Below are 15,757 nucleotides of genomic sequence, written 5' to 3' on the forward strand. Positions count from 1 at the left end.
TTACTAATATATTTACCGTGGGAGACCTAAAGTCATGAAATGGCACACATCCGCACAGTTTACCCCTCTGATGCTCGTTGTAAGCGGGTCGGAAAAATACAAGCTCGTCGCGACCCTTTTCCAGGCTGCCGAAATGCTGACGGCTAGCTGGCCGGTCGACGATGGAGAAGAATATCTTATAGCGATTAGGGCGTGCCGGAATGCAATTCATGGGGAAATTCCGGCTCAGGATGCCCGAGCAGCGCTTATCCGTGCCGCCGACGAAGCTGGCATTCCGGTGATCACCGTTCACTGAGTGTCCGCCGACTAATGAGTTATGGGCGCCTCATGACACGGGTCTCTCGTTGCGCTGCATGCGCAGGTCCACTCCGCTGAACATCACTTTCAGGCTGCGCGCGGCCAGCAGGTCTTTTTGTCTCTCTTCGGCGACAAGTGCCAGCTTCCGTTCCTTCACGTACTTCGCGTGCGTCTCCGGCGTGTCGATGCCAGAAACGAAGGGAACACCTTCCCAGCAACCGCATGTTCTGCCCGCTTCATCTACCGTGTCGCCGTCGATGACGGTCAAAGATGCGCAGATGATCCGCCCAGCAATCGTTGAACGATCTCCACGCTCTGTCTCCATCAGTTTCCGCCTCTCCCGCCATCTGCAAAAACTTGTCGGTCATCTGCTCCTCGGAACTAAAGCGGTCGCGCCGCCCCGTTCCAATGCCATGCATGCTTATAACCTGCGCGTGCATTGGCACGCCTTTTGCACCGTTAACATTACATTATCCCATCTGGAGTTTGTGTAATGGAATGGGACAAATCGATCGAATTCGCCCCCGTGCTCCTTATGTTTAAAGACCCCGACAGAGTAATTTCGGTCACGACGGCTATGGGGGCCGCCAACGCGCTCATAAGGGAATTTCCCAGTGATGATGGAGAGGAGTTCCTTCTGGCGATCAAATTGTGCCTGGACGTCGTGAAGGGCAACGCCGAGCCGGAGGAACTTAGAGCGGCGATCATTCGCGCGGCAAACGAGGCCGGCGTCACGGCAATCGCGGTTCTGCACTGACGGCACTGCTCCTCAGCAGGTCCGAGGGTTATGCGCGCCTCTCTCCAATCTCGACGGCCGCGTTCGAAGCGTTGTGTATGGCAGCCATTTCGATCAAGGCCGCCGCCATGACGAAAGCGCTGGGTCAAGACAAAGCAAATACGGTCGCTGCAAGAGCGATTTTAGTGGGGATATGCAACGGAAGGTCAACGGTCGGCTGGAATCTGTCCGAGTAGGATGCGGGTGCCGGGGTCACATGGAGCATTTGGAAACACGCCTGGTTGGCAAAATTTGCCGTTCCATTCAGATAGAGGATGCGCGCCCTCTATCTGTTCTGCCTTGAGGCTGCCCAGCCGCACGCCGCGCCAACAGCTATTCCGATCGTAGTCCCAACAGCAACGCCAATCGAGGTAACACCCAATACAGTCGCGCCGAGAACTGCTCCCAAACCGACGCCTATTCCGATACCTAAAGCCATCTCGTTGCGGTTACTGGCCGCCCTCGATTCCGGTTGGCGATTTCGGACCTGGCTCGACTTGCCCAGGGGTGAAGAAAGCCAGGTACGCCACCGCGATAATCATAGCGATGGTGAAGATAGCCAGTACGAACGTGATCATGCCTTTGCTGGCTTTCTGTTCTGAGTCGCTCATAGTGTGTGTAACAAGCCAAGCTGCCCATTAGTTCCGCTCAGGATGCTCGCCGATGAGGAGCTTGACGGCTTGCGCAAGCGACTCCCTGATAGGATAGTAACTCGGGGAGCCATCTTTCCCCAGCACACTGACATAAATGTGGGTGCTGCTGGTGAAAGCCCTGACCGCGACCACATGCTCTGGGTTGATGTAGATTATCGGGTCGTTAGTGCCCGCGTAGTGGAATGGCACCAGCCTCATCTCATCCTCCCAAGGTTAGCTATCCCCCGTGAACTAGAAAAGTCGCCGTCGGTTGCAAGATACCTGAAGGTGGGTGTGCGTCCGCCTCTCAAAAGGAAAACTCGAATGGACCCTCGATTGCTCCGGCCTCTCGCGCGTCAATCGGCCCTTCAATTGCGGGACGTAGTCCCGGCCTGTTTTGATCGAGGTCATGTGACAGCGCAGGCCCGTGGCTCAGCTTTGCAGCTGCCGCCTGTATCTCGAGATGCTTTCCTCGGAAAATGCAGGCTCAATCCGGGCCGGGGCTTCGGCTGCCTGCCGATGTTGAATGCCGATATTCGCTGCCCAACAGCTCGCCATGAAGCGCAGCGCCCAACGAAGCTTCTGGAGATCCGCTCGAGAGATATCTGCGATCGGGTCGGCGGCGTCCTCTAGGAAGGGCGCGATGCTGATCACAAGCTGGTTCGATGATCCGCGTTTCGAAACGCGCGATCTTGATGTGCTGGGTTATAGCGATCTGGGCGCCGAGCCGGTCAAAGCGGGGGGCAAATATTTTCCGTCGGCTCTGTCGATTTTCGCATCAGCCGATCGTCCTTGTAATGATGTGCTGCGACCCCGTCGTGGTACGTGCTCAGGCAACAGAAGGAGGAATCGTCATGGATAATCAGCATCTGGTACCCGCCGCCGTGCTTGCGGCCAAGAACGGCGTCCGGTTTCCCAACGAGAGCGAGGCGTATCGCAGCGCCCGCGACGCGCTGCTGGCCGAAGAGATCGAGTTGCGCCGGCACATCGAGCGTGTGGCAAGACAGCGCAGGGCGCTGCCGCCGGGCGGCGAGGTGACGAAAGACTACCGCTTCGAGGGCAGCGATGGGCCAATATCCTTCAGCGAGCTCTTCGCCGACAAGGAGACGCTGATCGTCTACAGCTACATGTTCGGCCCGCAACGCGAGCGTCCATGCCCGATGTGCACCTCGCTTCTGTCGGCCTGGGATGGCGAAGTGCCTGACATCCAGCAGCGCGCAGCGCTTGCCGTCGTCGCCCGCTCGCCGATCCAAAAGCTGCTCGCCTTCAAGAAAGAACGCGGCTGGCATCACCTGCCGCTCTATTCCGATATGACGGACGACTATAGCCGCGACTATCACGCGATCGGCACGGATGGTGGCGATGGTGCCGCCTTCAACGTCTTCACGCGACGCGATGGCACCATCCGCCATTTCTGGAGCCAGGAGATGGGCGAGGTGACGGCTGATCCGGGCGAGGATCCGCGCGGCGCGCCGGACCTGATGCCGCTTTGGACCATTATCGATTCGACGCCCGAAGGCCGGCCGGCGGACTGGTATCCGAAGCTGTCCTATTAATAGCCGGCGTCGTCCGCCGTCAGCCGGTGGAGCGGTTTCTTGAGGCCTCGACCCATTCGATGTTGGTGACCGCGGCATCCGGCAGCGGCGACGGATCGATGTCGTAGACATAGCCGCTGAGCATGTCGGCGGCGCGTTCCGTCGCCTTTATCTTCGCCTCGGTTTCCGCGACCGCCTTGGAGATTGCTTCGATGCGGGCGCGGAACATGTGGGCGAGCACATCGCGGCCTGACTGCTTTTCGAGCCGTTCGAGATGCAGTCCGACGCGCGAGGCGTGGCGCTCCAGCTCGCTCTTGCTGAAACGCGCCTTGCGCAGTTCTTCGGAAAGGCTGTCCTGCATGACGGCGACAGGATCGAAACTTCCCGGTGCGCGCTCGTCGAGCACTGCATCGGTGACGAGTTTCTCGATCATCACGAGCGCCTGCAATTCGGCCGCATCGGCGAATTCAACGTCGTAGCCGGTATCGTCGTAGACCTTGCGCCGGACCGGATCGAGAAGCAGCCCATAGGCTTTCTGCAGATTGGCAAAGGCTTCCGAATCACCACCCGAATCGGGGTGGGCAACCTTCGCCAGGCGCCGATAGGCGGCCTTCAGCTGCGCCTCGTCCGCATCGCGTTCAACGCCGAGAATATCGTATGGATCCGTCACGCCTGCTCCCTTGCTCCCCGGCACGTTGCGGGCAGTCTAGGTCTTCTTCTGCATCAGAAGGGCGAAGTTTAGACCGAAACGAGGAATGACGTCCATGGCCCGAGATGGCGATGGTTTATGCACATGCCTCGCCAAATCCTCGATTGTTTAATGTTTTCAATTCGTTGTTCGGCAATCAGCTTGTGGTGATCGAAGCGAGATAACATTTGGCTTCGCCGTCGATTTCCAGCACGGTTGCGGTCGCGTCCTCGATCAGCAGCGCATCGCCGGCCGCAAGCGCGCCGGTCTCGCCGTCCTTTCGGAATGACAATGCGCCCTGATGACAGAGAAACAGGCATGTCGAGGGCGGTAGCGGCACGGTCTTGCCGCCATCGACGTCGATGCGGATCAACCTGTGGGCGAGCCCGACACGGCGTGTCATGACGTTGAGATCGGTGATTGATCCATCCTGGAGCCTGGCCGTGACGGGGACATCCGCGGGGAAGGCTAACGGATCGCTTGCCGTTGTCAGCAGCACCGGCGCGCTGCCTTCCACTTCGAGCACCATGCCGTTGCCATCAAGGATCGCCAGCGTGCGGTCGATGCCGGGAAAGATCGAAAACGGGCCGTCCGCTGCGACCGTCGCCATGCTGATGCGCCAGTCGAAGTCGTTGATCGAAGCGTCAGCTGGAAAGACGGCGATCTCCACCGTCTCTCCCTTGCCGTTTTTCCAGGGCATGCGTTTGTGATCGCCGGCGCGCAGGATCCTCACCGGGTTCAGTTCCCGAGAATGCCGGGCAGGCGCAGGCCCTTTTCCTTGGCGCAGTCGATGGCGATCTCGTAGCCGGCATCGGCGTGGCGCATGACGCCAGTCGCCGGATCGTTCCAGAGCACACGCTCGAGACGCCTTGCAGCATCGTCCGTGCCGTCGGCGCAAATGACCATGCCGGAGTGCTGCGAGAAGCCCATGCCGACGCCGCCGCCATGATGCAGCGACACCCAGGTCGCACCCGATGCCGTGTTGAGCAGGGCATTGAGCAGCGGCCAATCGGAGACAGCGTCAGAACCGTCCTTCATCGCTTCGGTCTCGCGGTTCGGCGAGGCGACGGAGCCGGAGTCCAGATGGTCGCGGCCGATGACGATCGGGGCGGAGAGTTCGCCTGTTCTCACCATCTCGTTGAAGGCGAGGCCGAGCTTGTGGCGGTCGCCGAGGCCTACCCAGCAGATGCGTGCCGGCAGACCCTGAAAGGCAATGCGCTCCCTGGCCATGTCGAGCCAGTTGTGCAGGTGCTTGTTGTCAGGCAGCAGCTCCTTCACCTTGGCATCGGTCTTGTAGATATCCTCCGGATCGCCGGAAAGGGCCGCCCAGCGGAAGGGGCCGATGCCGCGGCAAAACAGCGGGCGGATATAGGCCGGCACGAAGCCCGGGAAGGCGAAGGCGTTTTCGAGGCCTTCGTCCAGCGCCACCTGGCGGATATTGTTGCCGTAATCGAGGGTCGGAATACCGGCATTCCAGAAGGCGATCATCGCTTCGACGTGCTCGCGCATCGAGGCGCGCGCCGCTTTTTCCACTGCCTTCGGATCGCTTTCGCGCTTTGCCTTCCACTCACCCATCGTCCAGCCCTTCGGCAGGTAGCCGTTGATCGGGTCGTGGGCCGAGGTCTGGTCGGTGACGATATCGGGGCGGATGCCGCGGCGGACCATCTCCGGCAGGATTTCGGCAGCATTTCCAAGCAGGCCGACGGACTTCGCCTCGCCGGCCTTGGTCCAGCGGTCGATCATCTCAAGCGCTTCATCGAGCGTCTCGGCCTTGGCGTCGACATAGCGGGTGCGCAGGCGGAAATCGATCGAATCGGGATTGCATTCGACGGTCAGGCAGCAGGCGCCGGCCATGACGGCGGCGAGCGGCTGGGCGCCGCCCATGCCGCCGAGGCCGCCGGTCAGGATCCATTTGCCCTTGAGATTGCCGCCGTAATGCTGGCGGCCGGCCTCGACGAAGGTCTCGTAGGTGCCCTGCACGATGCCCTGCGTGCCGATATAGATCCACGAGCCGGCCGTCATCTGGCCATACATGGCAAGGCCCTTCTTATCCAGCTCGTTGAAATGATCCCAGGTCGCCCAATGCGGTACGAGGTTGGAATTGGCGATCAGCACCCGCGGTGCATCCTTGTGGGTGCGGAATACGGCCACCGGCTTGCCGGATTGGACGATCAGGGTTTCTTCTTCCGTCAGCGTCTTCAGCGTCGCGACGATGCGGTCGAAATCCTCCCAGGTGCGGGCGGCGCGGCCGATGCCGCCATAAACGACGAGCTCGTTCGGATTTTCGGCGACGTCAGGGTCGAGATTGTTCATCAGCATGCGCAGCGGCGCTTCAGTCATCCAGCTCTTGGCATTAAGATCGTTGCCGCGGGGCGCGCGGATTTCGCGGATATTGTGGCGTGGATTGTTCATGGCGGTTCCCCTGTCGAGTGATCGTTATCGTTTCAGGCCTGGTGCAATCTGTTCGATGCGCACCAGAATGTTTTTAAGATGGACGCGAAGTCTGTCTGCCTTGGCGGCGTCGTAGGCGAAGGGCGTCGCCTCGGTTTGGAGATGCGTCGATTGCGCGAGCTCCATCTGGATCGCGTGCACACCAGTGTCGGGCCGACCATAGTGGCGTGTCGTCCAGCCGCCCTTGAAGCGACCGTTGAGCACACTGTCGTAACCTTCGGCGGCTTCGACGACGGTGAGCGTCGCCTGCTCTATGGCGCTGTCGCACGTCTTGCCCATGTCGGTGCCGATATTGAAATCCGGCAACTTGCCTTCGAAGAGGAAGGGGATGTGGGAGCGGATCGAATGGCAGTCGTAGAGAATTGCGACGCCATGGATGGCTCTCACGCGCTCGATCTCGGCGGCAAGTGCGGCATGATAGGGAGCATGGAAGTCCCGCAGCCGCGCCGCGATATCGGCTTCGTCAGGCGCCTGCCCATCCTTCCAGATCGCCTTGCCGTCGAAATCCGTCTGGGGAATGAGGCCGGTGGTGTTCTGGCCGGGATAGAGGCTGACGCCCTGGGGATCGCGGTTGGCGTCGATCACATAGCGGTGGAATGTGGCGCGAACCACCGTGACATTGTCGAGCAGGCCATCATAGAGCCGGTGGATGTGCCAGTCGGTGTCGGCCAGCATCCTGCCATTGTCGTTGAGCCGGTCGGCAATCTCAGCCGGCACGTCGGTGCCGGTATGGGGGAAGCCGAGGATGACGGGGGAGGTGCCTCGCGTTATTTCGCATGGGGAGGAGACTTTTTCCGTCACCATCATCTCAGCCCTCCAATACCGGCAATATGCCAGATGAAACCGAGGCGTTCAGCGCGCCCGTTGCCACCAGTTCGGCGGCGGCGGCGAGGTCGTTTGCCATGTAGCGATCGACGTCGAGGCTCGGAGCTTTGCTGCGGATAGCGGCGATCGCCTTGCCAAGCTCCGGGCTCGTCGATAGCGGCGCGCGCAGTTCGACGCCTTGGGCGGCGGTCAGTGCCTCGATGCCGATGATGCCGAACAGGTTCTCGGTCATGGCAAGCAGGCGGCGGGCGCCATGGCAGGCCATGGAGACATGGTCTTCCTGATTGGCCGACGTCGGTGTCGAATCGACCGAGGCCGGGTGCGACATTTGCTTGTTTTCGGACATCAAAGCCGCAGACGTCACCTCGGCGATCATCAGGCCGGAATTCAAGCCCGGCTTCTTGGCGAGAAAGGCCGGCAGGCCGTAGGAGAGGGTCGGATCGACCAGCAGCGCGATGCGTCGCTGCGAAATCGCACCGATCTCGCAGACGGCGAGCGCGATCTGGTCAGCGGCGAAGGCAACGGGTTCGGCGTGGAAATTGCCGCCGGAGACGACGGAATTGTCCGAGAGAACCAGCGGATTGTCGGTGACCGCATTGGCCTCGATTTCAAGGGTGCGGGCGACCGAGCGCAACAGATCGAGGCAGGCGCCGTCGACCTGCGGCTGGCAGCGGATGCAATAGGGATCCTGTACGCGCTCGTCGCCCTCGATGTGGCTCTGGCGAATGATGGAGTTTTCCAGCAGCGCGCGAAGCGCGGCTGCCGTGTCGATCTGGCCCTTATGGCCACGCAATGTGTGAATATCCGGATGAAAGGGCGCCGAAGAGCCCATGGCGGCATCGGTGGACATGGCGCCGGTGATGAGGGCTGCCTGTGCGGCACGATGGGCGCGAAACAGGCCGGCCAGCGCCAGCGCCGTCGAGGTCTGGGTGCCGTTGATGAGCGCCAGGCCCTCCTTGGCGGCGAGCACCACTGGTCTGAGGCCAGCCCGTTCGAGGGCTTGCGCACCCGAGAGGCGTTCGCCGGCGAAGAAGGCTTCGGCCTCGCCCATCATCACGGCCGCCATATGGGCGAGCGGGGCGAGATCGCCGGAAGCGCCGACCGAGCCCTTTTCCGGGATCAGCGGGATGACGCCCTTTTCCAGCATGCTTTCGATCAGCCGCACCAGCTCCAGCCGCACGCCGGAGGCGCCGCGCCCGAGCGAGACCAGCTTCAGCGCCATGATCAGCCGCACGATATTCTCAGGCAGCGGCGCGCCGACGCCGCAGCAATGCGACAGGATGAGATTGCGCTGCAAGGTGGTCACGTCGGCGCTGTCGATCTTGATCGAGGCGAGTTTGCCGAAGCCGGTATTGATGCCGTAGACCGGCGCATTGCCGGCGGCGATCTCGGCGATACGGGCAGCGGCCTTGGCGATCCCCGCATCGAAGGCGGGATCGAGCCTTGCCGGTGCGCCCGTCCAGTAGATGATTTCCAGATCCTTGAGCGAGACGGAGCCCGGGTGGAGCGTGATGGTCATCGACCGTTCCTTTCGCCCTTGAAGACGCGTGTGTGAAGCGGATTGAAACCGATGCGGTAGACGAGCTCGGCAAGGCTTTCGATATTCCAGATGGCGAGATCGGCGGATTTGCCGGCTTCGAGCGTTCCTGTCTTGTCGAGCAGACCGAGCCCGCGCGCACCTTCGCGGGTGGCGCCGGCGATGCATTCCTCGACGGTCAGGCCGAAAAGTGTGGCCGACATGTTCATGGTGAGCAGCATCGAGGTGAGCGGCGAGGTGCCGGGATTGCAATCGGTGGCGATCGCGATCGGCACGCCTGCCCGCCGCAACGCCTCAACCGGCGGCTTCTGCTTCTCATGGATCGCGTAGAAGGCGCCGGGCAGCAGCACGGCGACGGTGCCGGCTGCGGCCATCGCCGCAACGCCATCTTCGTCGAGATATTCGAGGTGATCGGCTGAAAGCGCGCCGTATGATGCGGCGAGCTTGGCGCCGCCAAGATTGGAGAGCTGCTCGGCATGCAGCTTGACCGGCAGGCCGAGCGCCTTGGCCTTGTCGAAGACGCGGGCGATCTCGGTCGTGGAAAAGGCGATGCCCTCGCAAAAGCCGTCGACGGCATCGGCGAGACCGAGATTATGCATGTCGTCGAGACCTGGCAGGACGACATCATCGAGATAATCGCCGTTGCGACCCTTATATTCCACAGGCGTCGCATGGGCGCCGAGATAGCTGGTAGCGACGCGGACCGGTCTGATATGGCCGAGCAGGCGGGCGCTCTGCAGCATCTTCACTTCACCGGTTCGGTTCAGCCCGTAACCGGACTTGACCTCGATCGTCGTGACACCTTCGGCAAGCAGCGTGTCGAGCCGCGGCAGAGCCGCGGCGACGAGTTCCTCGACCGACAGCGCATTGGTCGCCTTCACCGAGGAGACGATGCCGCCACCGGCACGCGCGACCTCCTCATAGGTGGCGCCTGCAAGGCGCATTTCGAACTCGCGGGCGCGGTTGCCGCCGTGAACGATATGGGTGTGGCAGTCGACGAGGCCGGGCGTGACCCAGCGGCCTTCCAGATCGACGATCTCGGAGTGTTCGATGGCCGATGCCGGCAGGTCGCTTTCGGCGCCGGCAAAGGCGATGCGGCCGTTTTCGATCAGCACGGCGCCCTTTTCGACGATGCCGAGCCCTTCTTTATCGGGCGCAAGCGTGGCCAGCCGCGCATTGCGCCAAAGCGCCGGACGGGCGTCGGCGGATGAGGCTTCCTCTGAAAAATTGTTCCCGGTCATCAGCTTTGCGCCTTTCCTTATGTCAAAACATGTATATACATAATCGACAGGTGACAAGAGAAATTTTGTGCGCTTTTCTGGAAAAGAAAGATCGGCGGCACGGCAAAAGGAGAGGGAAGGCCATGGCCACACTTCACGCAGACACGGCGCTGACCCCGCAAGGCTGGCAGAAGGATGTGCGGCTGACGCTCGAAGCCGGGCGCATCGCACGGGTCGAAATCGGCACTTCTCCCGGGCCCGGCGACGAACGCCACGCTCTCCTCGTTCCCGCCATGGCGAACCTGCACAGCCATGCCTTCCAGCGGGCGATGGCCGGCCTTGCCGAAGTGCGCGGCCCGGCCAATGACAGCTTCTGGAGCTGGCGCACTGTCATGTACAAATTTGCCCTGGCGATGACGCCGGCGCATGTCGAGGCGGTGGCGGCCAAGCTTTATGCGGAAATGCTGGAGGCCGGTTTTTCCCGCGTCGGCGAGTTCCACTATCTCCACCACGACAGGGATGGCGGCACTTATGCCAATATCGCCGAGCTTGCCGAGCGCATCGGGGCGGCGAGCGAAGAGACCGGTATCGGCCTGACGCTGCTGCCGGTCTTTTATGCCCATTCCGGCTTCGGCGGTGCTGCCCCCATCGACGGTCAGCGGCGTTTCATCAATTCGCTCGAAAGCTTCGAAAGGCTGATGGAGGGATGCCGGGCGGTGACCCGCCGGCTCGACGGCGCCGAGCTCGGGCTGGCGCCGCACAGCCTGCGCGCCGCGACACCGGACGAGCTTATGAGGCTCGTGCCGATGGCGGGCGAGGGTCCCATCCATATCCATGTCGCCGAGCAGGTGAAGGAGGTCGAGGACTGCATCGTCTGGTCCGGCGCGCGGCCTGTGGAATGGCTGCTCGATCATGCGCCTGTGGATGAGCGCTGGTGCCTGATCCATGCGACGCACATGACCGAGGACGAAACGCGGCGGATGGCGAAAAGCGGCGCGATCGCCGGCCTCTGCCCGATCACCGAAGCCAATCTCGGCGATGGCGCCTTTGCCGCACCGCTCTTCCTCGAAGAGGGCGGGCGTTACGGCATCGGCTCGGATTCCAACGTGCTGATCTCCGTGCCGGAGGAACTGCGCCAGCTCGAATATTCGCAGCGTCTGGCGCTTCGCGCCCGCAACGTCGTCGCGGCACCCGGCGGTTCGACGGCACTTTCGCTGTTTACACATGCGCTTGCCGGTGGCGGCGCCGCACTGAAGGCGCCGGCCGGGCTCGTTGAGGGCCATTCCGCTGACATCGTCTCACTCGATACGACGGCCATTCCCTATCTCACAGGCGACCAGATCCTCGATCACTGGCTGTTTGCAGGCGGCATTTCCGTCGATTGCGTCTGGTCGCGCGGCCGCAAGCAGGTGGAGGGCGGTCGCCATCTCAGGCGCGATGCCATCGACCGGCGTTTCCTCGCTGTCATGGGCGAACTGCTTGCCGCCTGAAAAAGAGCTTTGCCTGTCCGGACATTCGAATTAGAGCAGTTCCAGCAAATGTGTAGTGGTTTTACGTCCGGAATTGCGTAAAAACAAAGAGATAGCGGGAGACCAATCGGAACGTGGCGATGAACCAAAGCAGGGATCCCACCTTGCATCAGCGCATCCTCAGCGACATCGAGGGCCGTATCGTCTCGGGCGATTGGCCGCCGGGGTACCGCATTCCCTTCGAGGTCGATCTCGCCACGCAGTATGACTGCTCGCGCATGACGGTGAACAAGGTGCTGACCCAGCTCGCCAAGGCCGGCCTTATCGAGCGCCGCAAGAAGTCCGGCAGCTTCGTCACCCAGCCGCAGGCGCAATCGGCTGTTCTCGAAATCCACGACATCAAGGCCGAGGTGCAGTCGCTGAACCTGCCCTATTCCTATGCGGTATCGAAGAAGACGAGCCGCAAGGCCAAGGCAGAAGACAGTCGAAGGCTGGAACTGCCTGTGGCGTCCTCGGTCGTCGAGGTCGTCTGCATCCACAATGCCGGCATGCGGCCCTTTTGCCTGGAGGAGCGGCTGATCAGCCTTGCGACGGTGCCGGAGGCTGCCAATGCCGACTTCCAGACGATGGCGCCGGGTCCCTGGCTGCTCAACCAGGTGCCGTGGAGCACGGCCGAACACCGGATCCACGCCGTCTCGGCCAATGCCGAAGTGGCCGCCGTCTTAGACATAGCACGCAACACCGCTTGCCTCGTGGTCGAACGCCGGACCTGGAGCGGCGCCGGCCCGGTGACGCATGTGCGCTTCACCTATCCGGGCGATCGTCATGCATTGGTGGCGCGTTTCACGCCGGCGTCGCAATAAGTCCGCTATGTTCCATATACAACATGGGCAGTGTTTTCATTCCTCGAACATCTTGCCGCTGCGCGCTTCCAGCCGGTAGCGGTGGCCGGGATAGACGAGGCGGGCGGTCGAGACCACCTGCTTTGCCGACCATGTGCGCCGTCGGATCGTCAGGCACGGTTCGGTCTTCATGATGGTCAGCAGCTTGCATTCCCAGGCCTGCGGCATCGCCGCCTCGACAACGTGTTCGGAGCCGCTGAGCGGGGCCGCAGCCGTCAGATAAGCGTTCGGCGTCAGCGTCGAAAAATCCTGGTCGAGATATTCAGGCGCGGCATCCGGATGGACGAAGCGGTCCTCGATCTGCACGGGAACACCGTTTTCGCTGTGGACGATCAGCGAGTGGAAAACCGCAGCACCAATCGGAAGTTCCAGCGCGTCGGCAACCTCGGGAGAGGCGGTTTCCTGGGCGAGAACAACGACGGAGGCCTCGTGGACATGACCACGTTCGGCGATTTCCTCGGCGATGTTGCGGACCTCGAACAGTGCCGAATAACCCTTGCGCTCGGCAACGAAGGAGCCGACGCCCTGGATGCGGACGAGTTCGCCTTCGTTGGCAAGTTCGCGCAGCGCCCGATTGGCGGTCATCTTGCTGACGCCGAGCTCGACGACCAGCTCGTTTTCCGAGGGCACGCGATATTTCGGCGGCCATTCGCCGCTCTGGATGCGGTCGAGGATCACCTGCTTGACGCCGGCATAGAGCGGGGTGCTATCATTCTGCGCCAGTTCGCGCTTCATCTCGCCGGGACGCTTCATTGCCTATTCCTTTTGCACGAATGGAATTCGCCACATAGTTCGACTTTCCTCTTGCATATCACAAAATATCTCATATGGTACCATATACAACCTCCCAATCGGTCCTTGAAGCAGAAATAGGACAGGAAAGGGCAAGCCGGCGAAGATCGGCCGTGGTGCCGCAAGGTCTGTTTCAACTCCAGAGGAGAATTCACACATGAAATTCAGCGCAATCCTGCTTTGTGGCGTGGCGGCTCTTTCCGCCTTCGCCGCACCTGCCTTTTCCAAAGACTGGACGAAGGCAACCATTACCCTCGAAGGCGCCTATGCGCCCTGGAACCTCACCAATGCCGACGGCACGCTCGGCGGCTTCGAACCGGAACTCGCCAAGGTGCTGTGCGAACGCGCCAAGATCGAATGCACGCTGGTCGCCTCCGACTGGGACGGCATGATCCCGGCGCTCAACGCCGGCAAGTTCGACGTCATCATGGATGCACTGTCGATCACCGATGAGCGCAAGCAGGTCATCGACTTTACGGTTCCCTATGCCGCCACGCCTGCCGCCTTTGCTACCGCCAAGGACAGCCCGCTGGCAAAGGCCGCCGGCACCGGCACCACGATCAAGATGACGCCCGGCCAGACCGGCGTGAAAGAGATCGACGCCCTGAAGGCCGCCTTCAAGGGCAAGACGATCGGCATCCAGGCGGCGACCGTCTACGCCAAGTTCGTCTATGACAATTTCGGCGATATTGCCGAGATCCGCGAATACAAGACCGGTGCCGACCGCGACCTCGACCTGCAGAACGGCCGCATCGACCTCGGCTTCGACGATGCCGTCTATTTCAACAATGCTTTTGCGTCCGCCAACGGCGCGCTCGACTTCACCGGCCCCGAGATCGCCGGTTCGATCTGGGGCGAGGGCGAAGGCCTGGGTGTCCGCAAGGCCGACACGGACCTGCGCGACAAGTTCAGCGAAGCGATCAAGTCCGCACTTGCCGACGGCACCGTCAAGAACCTCTCGATGAAGTGGTTCAAGGTCGACGTCAGCCCGCAGGAATAAGCGTTTCGGCCTTTCGGCCGCAAACACCGGTCTCCGGCTTTATCGCCGGGGACCGCATGCTATTGTCAATCCGCAAAACACTGCCACGGACGGGGAACGGACGATATGGCAAGCTTGGAACTTCTCGGCTTCGGCTCGACGGGATGGGGCGCGTTGCTTATTGCCGCCGCCTTGATGACGCTGGCTGTCACGGCGACGGCGCTGGCGATCGGCGCAGTGCTTGGCGCGATTGTCGCAGCCGCGAAACTCTCCGGCAATCTTGTCCTCGTCACGCTCGGCAACGTCTATACGACCGTGTTTCGCGGCGTGCCGGAACTGCTGATCATCTATCTCATCTATTTCGGCGGCTCGTCGGCCGTCACCTCTATCGGCCAGGCGATGGGTTACGAGGGGTTCCTCGGCTTGCCCTCCTTTGTCGCCGGCGCGCTTGCCGTCGGCATCATCTCCGGCGCCTACCAGGCAGAGGTCTTCCGCGGCTCTTTTCTCGCCATCTCCAAGGGCGAGCTTGAGGCTGCCTCGGCGATCGGCATGCATCGCGGCATGCGCCTTCGTCGCATCATCATGCCGCAGGTGTTTCGCCTCGCCATTCCCGGCCTCGGTAACGTCTGGCAGCTCAGTCTCAAGGATTCGGCGCTGATCTCCGTCACCGGTCTTGCCGAGCTGATGCGCACCAGCCAGGTGGCGGCGGGCTCGACCCGGCAATATTTCCTGTTCTTCATTGCCGGCGGCTGCCTCTATCTGCTCCTGACCAGCCTTTCGGACCGCATCTTCAACGGGGCGGAGCGCCGCGCCAATCGCAGCATGCCGGCATCCGCCATGGGCCAGGCGTAAGGAGGCGACAATGGATTTCACCTTCATCGCCTCGACCATGGTCACCCTGCTCAAGGCCGTACCGACGACGCTCATGCTGTTTTCCCTGTCGATCGTCTCCGGCGGCCTGCTGGCGCTTGTCATCGTCTGGATGCGGACCAGCGGCAACCCAGTGCTTTCGGGCTTCGCCAAAGGCTATATCTTCGTCTTCCGCGGCTCGCCGCTGTTGATCCAGATGTTCCTGGTCTTCTACGGCCTCGGCCAGTTCGGCGTCATCCGCTATTCCTTCCTCTGGCCGTTCCTGCGCGAGCCGATGGTCTGCGCCGTGCTGTCACTAGCGCTCTGCACCGCCGGCTACACGGCGGAGATTTTCCGTGGCGGCATTCGCGCCGTCTCGCCGAAGGAGATCGAAGCGGCACGCTCGATCGGCATGTCCGGCTTCCTGCTGGTGCGCCGTATCCTGGCTCCGATTGCCTTCCGTCACGCGCTGCCGGCCTATTCCACCGAGATCGTGCTAATGATGAAGTCGACGGCGCTCGCAAGCCTTGTCACCGTCTGGGAAGTAACCGGGGTGGCGCAGCGGCTGATCTCGCAGACCTACCGCACGATGGAAGTCTTTCTCTGTGCGGCGATCATCTATCTCGTCCTCAACTTCATCATCCTGCAGGGCATGGCTCTGCTCGAATATTCGCTGTCCCGACATCGCCGCGCCATTCCGCAGGCGCTGAAGGCGTAAGCGGCCTAGAACAGGATGATTTTAGGCCGGGTCGGCCTAAAATCTGAATCCTGTTCTAAACTAAATAGTTAGAGCATGATGTTGTCCG

Annotated in this window: 19 protein-coding genes; 10 read left to right on the top strand and 9 right to left on the bottom strand. The window is 61.7% G+C overall.

The features are described from left to right. The first annotated feature begins 34 nt into the window (after nucleotides 1-34). The gene (locus ACD590_RS30515) at nucleotides 35-295 is read left to right on the top strand and encodes a DUF982 domain-containing protein (RefSeq protein WP_018246330.1); all 261 of its coding nucleotides are present in this window, start codon (nucleotides 35-37) and stop codon (nucleotides 293-295) included. Nucleotides 296-325: 30 nt separating this feature from the next. On the opposite strand, the gene ACD590_RS30520 is transcribed toward ACD590_RS30515, so the two are convergent. After that, nucleotides 326-622 carry a hypothetical protein gene (locus ACD590_RS30520; protein WP_439004118.1) on the bottom strand — a complete coding sequence of 99 codons (297 nt, stop codon included), beginning with the start codon at nucleotides 620-622 and terminating at the stop codon, nucleotides 326-328. 168 nt (nucleotides 623-790) lie between these two features. Here ACD590_RS30520 and ACD590_RS30525 point away from each other — a divergent pair, with 168 nt between their 5' ends. Together ACD590_RS30525 and ACD590_RS30530 are read left to right on the top strand one after the other, a co-directional pair. After that, entirely contained in the window at nucleotides 791-1,054 is a 264-nt protein-coding gene (locus tag ACD590_RS30525; RefSeq protein WP_018246331.1) for a DUF982 domain-containing protein, read from the top strand. A 293-nt stretch (nucleotides 1,055-1,347) separates the two neighbouring features. Then, on the top strand, nucleotides 1,348-1,674 hold the full coding sequence (locus ACD590_RS30530) for a hypothetical protein (RefSeq protein ID WP_439004119.1): 327 nt from the start codon (nucleotides 1,348-1,350) through the stop codon (nucleotides 1,672-1,674). Nucleotides 1,675-1,710: 36 nt separating this feature from the next. Here the strand turns inward: ACD590_RS30530 and ACD590_RS30535 are convergent, their stop codons facing one another. Beyond that, the gene (locus ACD590_RS30535) at nucleotides 1,711-1,923 is read right to left on the bottom strand and encodes a hypothetical protein (protein WP_018246334.1); all 213 of its coding nucleotides are present in this window, start codon (nucleotides 1,921-1,923) and stop codon (nucleotides 1,711-1,713) included. 424 nt (nucleotides 1,924-2,347) lie between these two features. On the opposite strand from ACD590_RS30535, the gene ACD590_RS30540 reads away from it, so the two are divergent. Next, on the top strand, nucleotides 2,348-2,566 hold the full coding sequence (locus tag ACD590_RS30540; protein WP_439004120.1) for a hypothetical protein: 219 nt from the start codon (nucleotides 2,348-2,350) through the stop codon (nucleotides 2,564-2,566). Beyond that, complete coding sequence (locus tag ACD590_RS30545; protein WP_439004121.1) at nucleotides 2,559-3,260, top strand: DUF899 family protein; 702 nt, start codon at nucleotides 2,559-2,561, stop codon at nucleotides 3,258-3,260. Before ACD590_RS30540 ends, ACD590_RS30545 begins: the two co-directional genes overlap by 8 nt. 19 nt (nucleotides 3,261-3,279) lie before the next feature. Here the strand turns inward: ACD590_RS30545 and ACD590_RS30550 are convergent, their stop codons facing one another. From ACD590_RS30550 to hutI, 6 genes are all read right to left on the bottom strand, one after another. Beyond that, the gene (locus tag ACD590_RS30550) at nucleotides 3,280-3,909 is read right to left on the bottom strand and encodes a J domain-containing protein (RefSeq protein ID WP_026188749.1); all 630 of its coding nucleotides are present in this window, start codon (nucleotides 3,907-3,909) and stop codon (nucleotides 3,280-3,282) included. A 175-nt stretch (nucleotides 3,910-4,084) separates the two neighbouring features. Beyond that, nucleotides 4,085-4,660, bottom strand: a complete 576-nt coding sequence (locus tag ACD590_RS30555) for a HutD/Ves family protein (RefSeq protein WP_439004122.1) — start codon at nucleotides 4,658-4,660, stop codon at nucleotides 4,085-4,087. A gap of 5 nt (nucleotides 4,661-4,665) precedes the next feature. Beyond that, nucleotides 4,666-6,339, bottom strand: coding sequence for a urocanate hydratase (gene hutU, locus ACD590_RS30560; RefSeq protein WP_439004123.1), 1,674 nt, complete (start codon nucleotides 6,337-6,339; stop codon nucleotides 4,666-4,668). Nucleotides 6,340-6,363: 24 nt separating this feature from the next. Continuing rightward, entirely contained in the window at nucleotides 6,364-7,185 is an 822-nt protein-coding gene (gene hutG, locus ACD590_RS30565) for an N-formylglutamate deformylase (RefSeq protein WP_439004124.1), read from the bottom strand. Between the two features lies 1 nt (nucleotide 7,186). After that, nucleotides 7,187-8,722, bottom strand: coding sequence for a histidine ammonia-lyase (gene hutH, locus ACD590_RS30570; protein ID WP_439004125.1), 1,536 nt, complete (start codon nucleotides 8,720-8,722; stop codon nucleotides 7,187-7,189). Then, nucleotides 8,719-9,981 carry an imidazolonepropionase gene (gene hutI, locus ACD590_RS30575; protein ID WP_439004126.1) on the bottom strand — a complete coding sequence of 421 codons (1,263 nt, stop codon included), beginning with the start codon at nucleotides 9,979-9,981 and terminating at the stop codon, nucleotides 8,719-8,721. The genes hutH and hutI overlap by 4 nt, the downstream gene beginning before the upstream one ends. 122 nt (nucleotides 9,982-10,103) lie before the next feature. On the opposite strand from hutI, the gene ACD590_RS30580 reads away from it, so the two are divergent. Both ACD590_RS30580 and hutC (ACD590_RS30585) read left to right on the top strand, forming a co-directional pair. After that, on the top strand, nucleotides 10,104-11,450 hold the full coding sequence (locus ACD590_RS30580) for a formimidoylglutamate deiminase (RefSeq protein ID WP_439004127.1): 1,347 nt from the start codon (nucleotides 10,104-10,106) through the stop codon (nucleotides 11,448-11,450). Between the two features lie 119 nt (nucleotides 11,451-11,569). After that, a complete protein-coding gene (gene hutC / locus ACD590_RS30585) occupies nucleotides 11,570-12,292 on the top strand; it encodes a histidine utilization repressor (RefSeq protein WP_439004128.1) in 723 nt (240 codons plus the stop codon). A 36-nt stretch (nucleotides 12,293-12,328) separates the two neighbouring features. Here the strand turns inward: hutC (ACD590_RS30585) and hutC (ACD590_RS30590) are convergent, their stop codons facing one another. Continuing rightward, nucleotides 12,329-13,084 carry a histidine utilization repressor gene (hutC, locus tag ACD590_RS30590; protein ID WP_439004129.1) on the bottom strand — a complete coding sequence of 252 codons (756 nt, stop codon included), beginning with the start codon at nucleotides 13,082-13,084 and terminating at the stop codon, nucleotides 12,329-12,331. 196 nt (nucleotides 13,085-13,280) lie between these two features. Here hutC (ACD590_RS30590) and ACD590_RS30595 point away from each other — a divergent pair, with 196 nt between their 5' ends. The 3 genes from ACD590_RS30595 (at nucleotide 13,281) to ACD590_RS30605 (ending at nucleotide 15,669) form a co-directional block, all read left to right on the top strand. Continuing rightward, entirely contained in the window at nucleotides 13,281-14,123 is an 843-nt protein-coding gene (locus ACD590_RS30595; protein WP_439004130.1) for a transporter substrate-binding domain-containing protein, read from the top strand. Between the two features lie 105 nt (nucleotides 14,124-14,228). Then, a complete protein-coding gene (locus ACD590_RS30600; protein WP_018069855.1) occupies nucleotides 14,229-14,954 on the top strand; it encodes an ABC transporter permease in 726 nt (241 codons plus the stop codon). A 10-nt stretch (nucleotides 14,955-14,964) separates the two neighbouring features. After that, nucleotides 14,965-15,669, top strand: a complete 705-nt coding sequence (locus ACD590_RS30605) for an ABC transporter permease (protein ID WP_439004131.1) — start codon at nucleotides 14,965-14,967, stop codon at nucleotides 15,667-15,669. The last annotated feature ends 88 nt before the right edge of the window (nucleotides 15,670-15,757 follow it).

This window comes from Rhizobium sp. 862_C5_N1_2, from assembly GCF_051811205.1.
Taxonomy (GTDB): domain Bacteria; phylum Pseudomonadota; class Alphaproteobacteria; order Rhizobiales; family Rhizobiaceae; genus Rhizobium; species Rhizobium leguminosarum.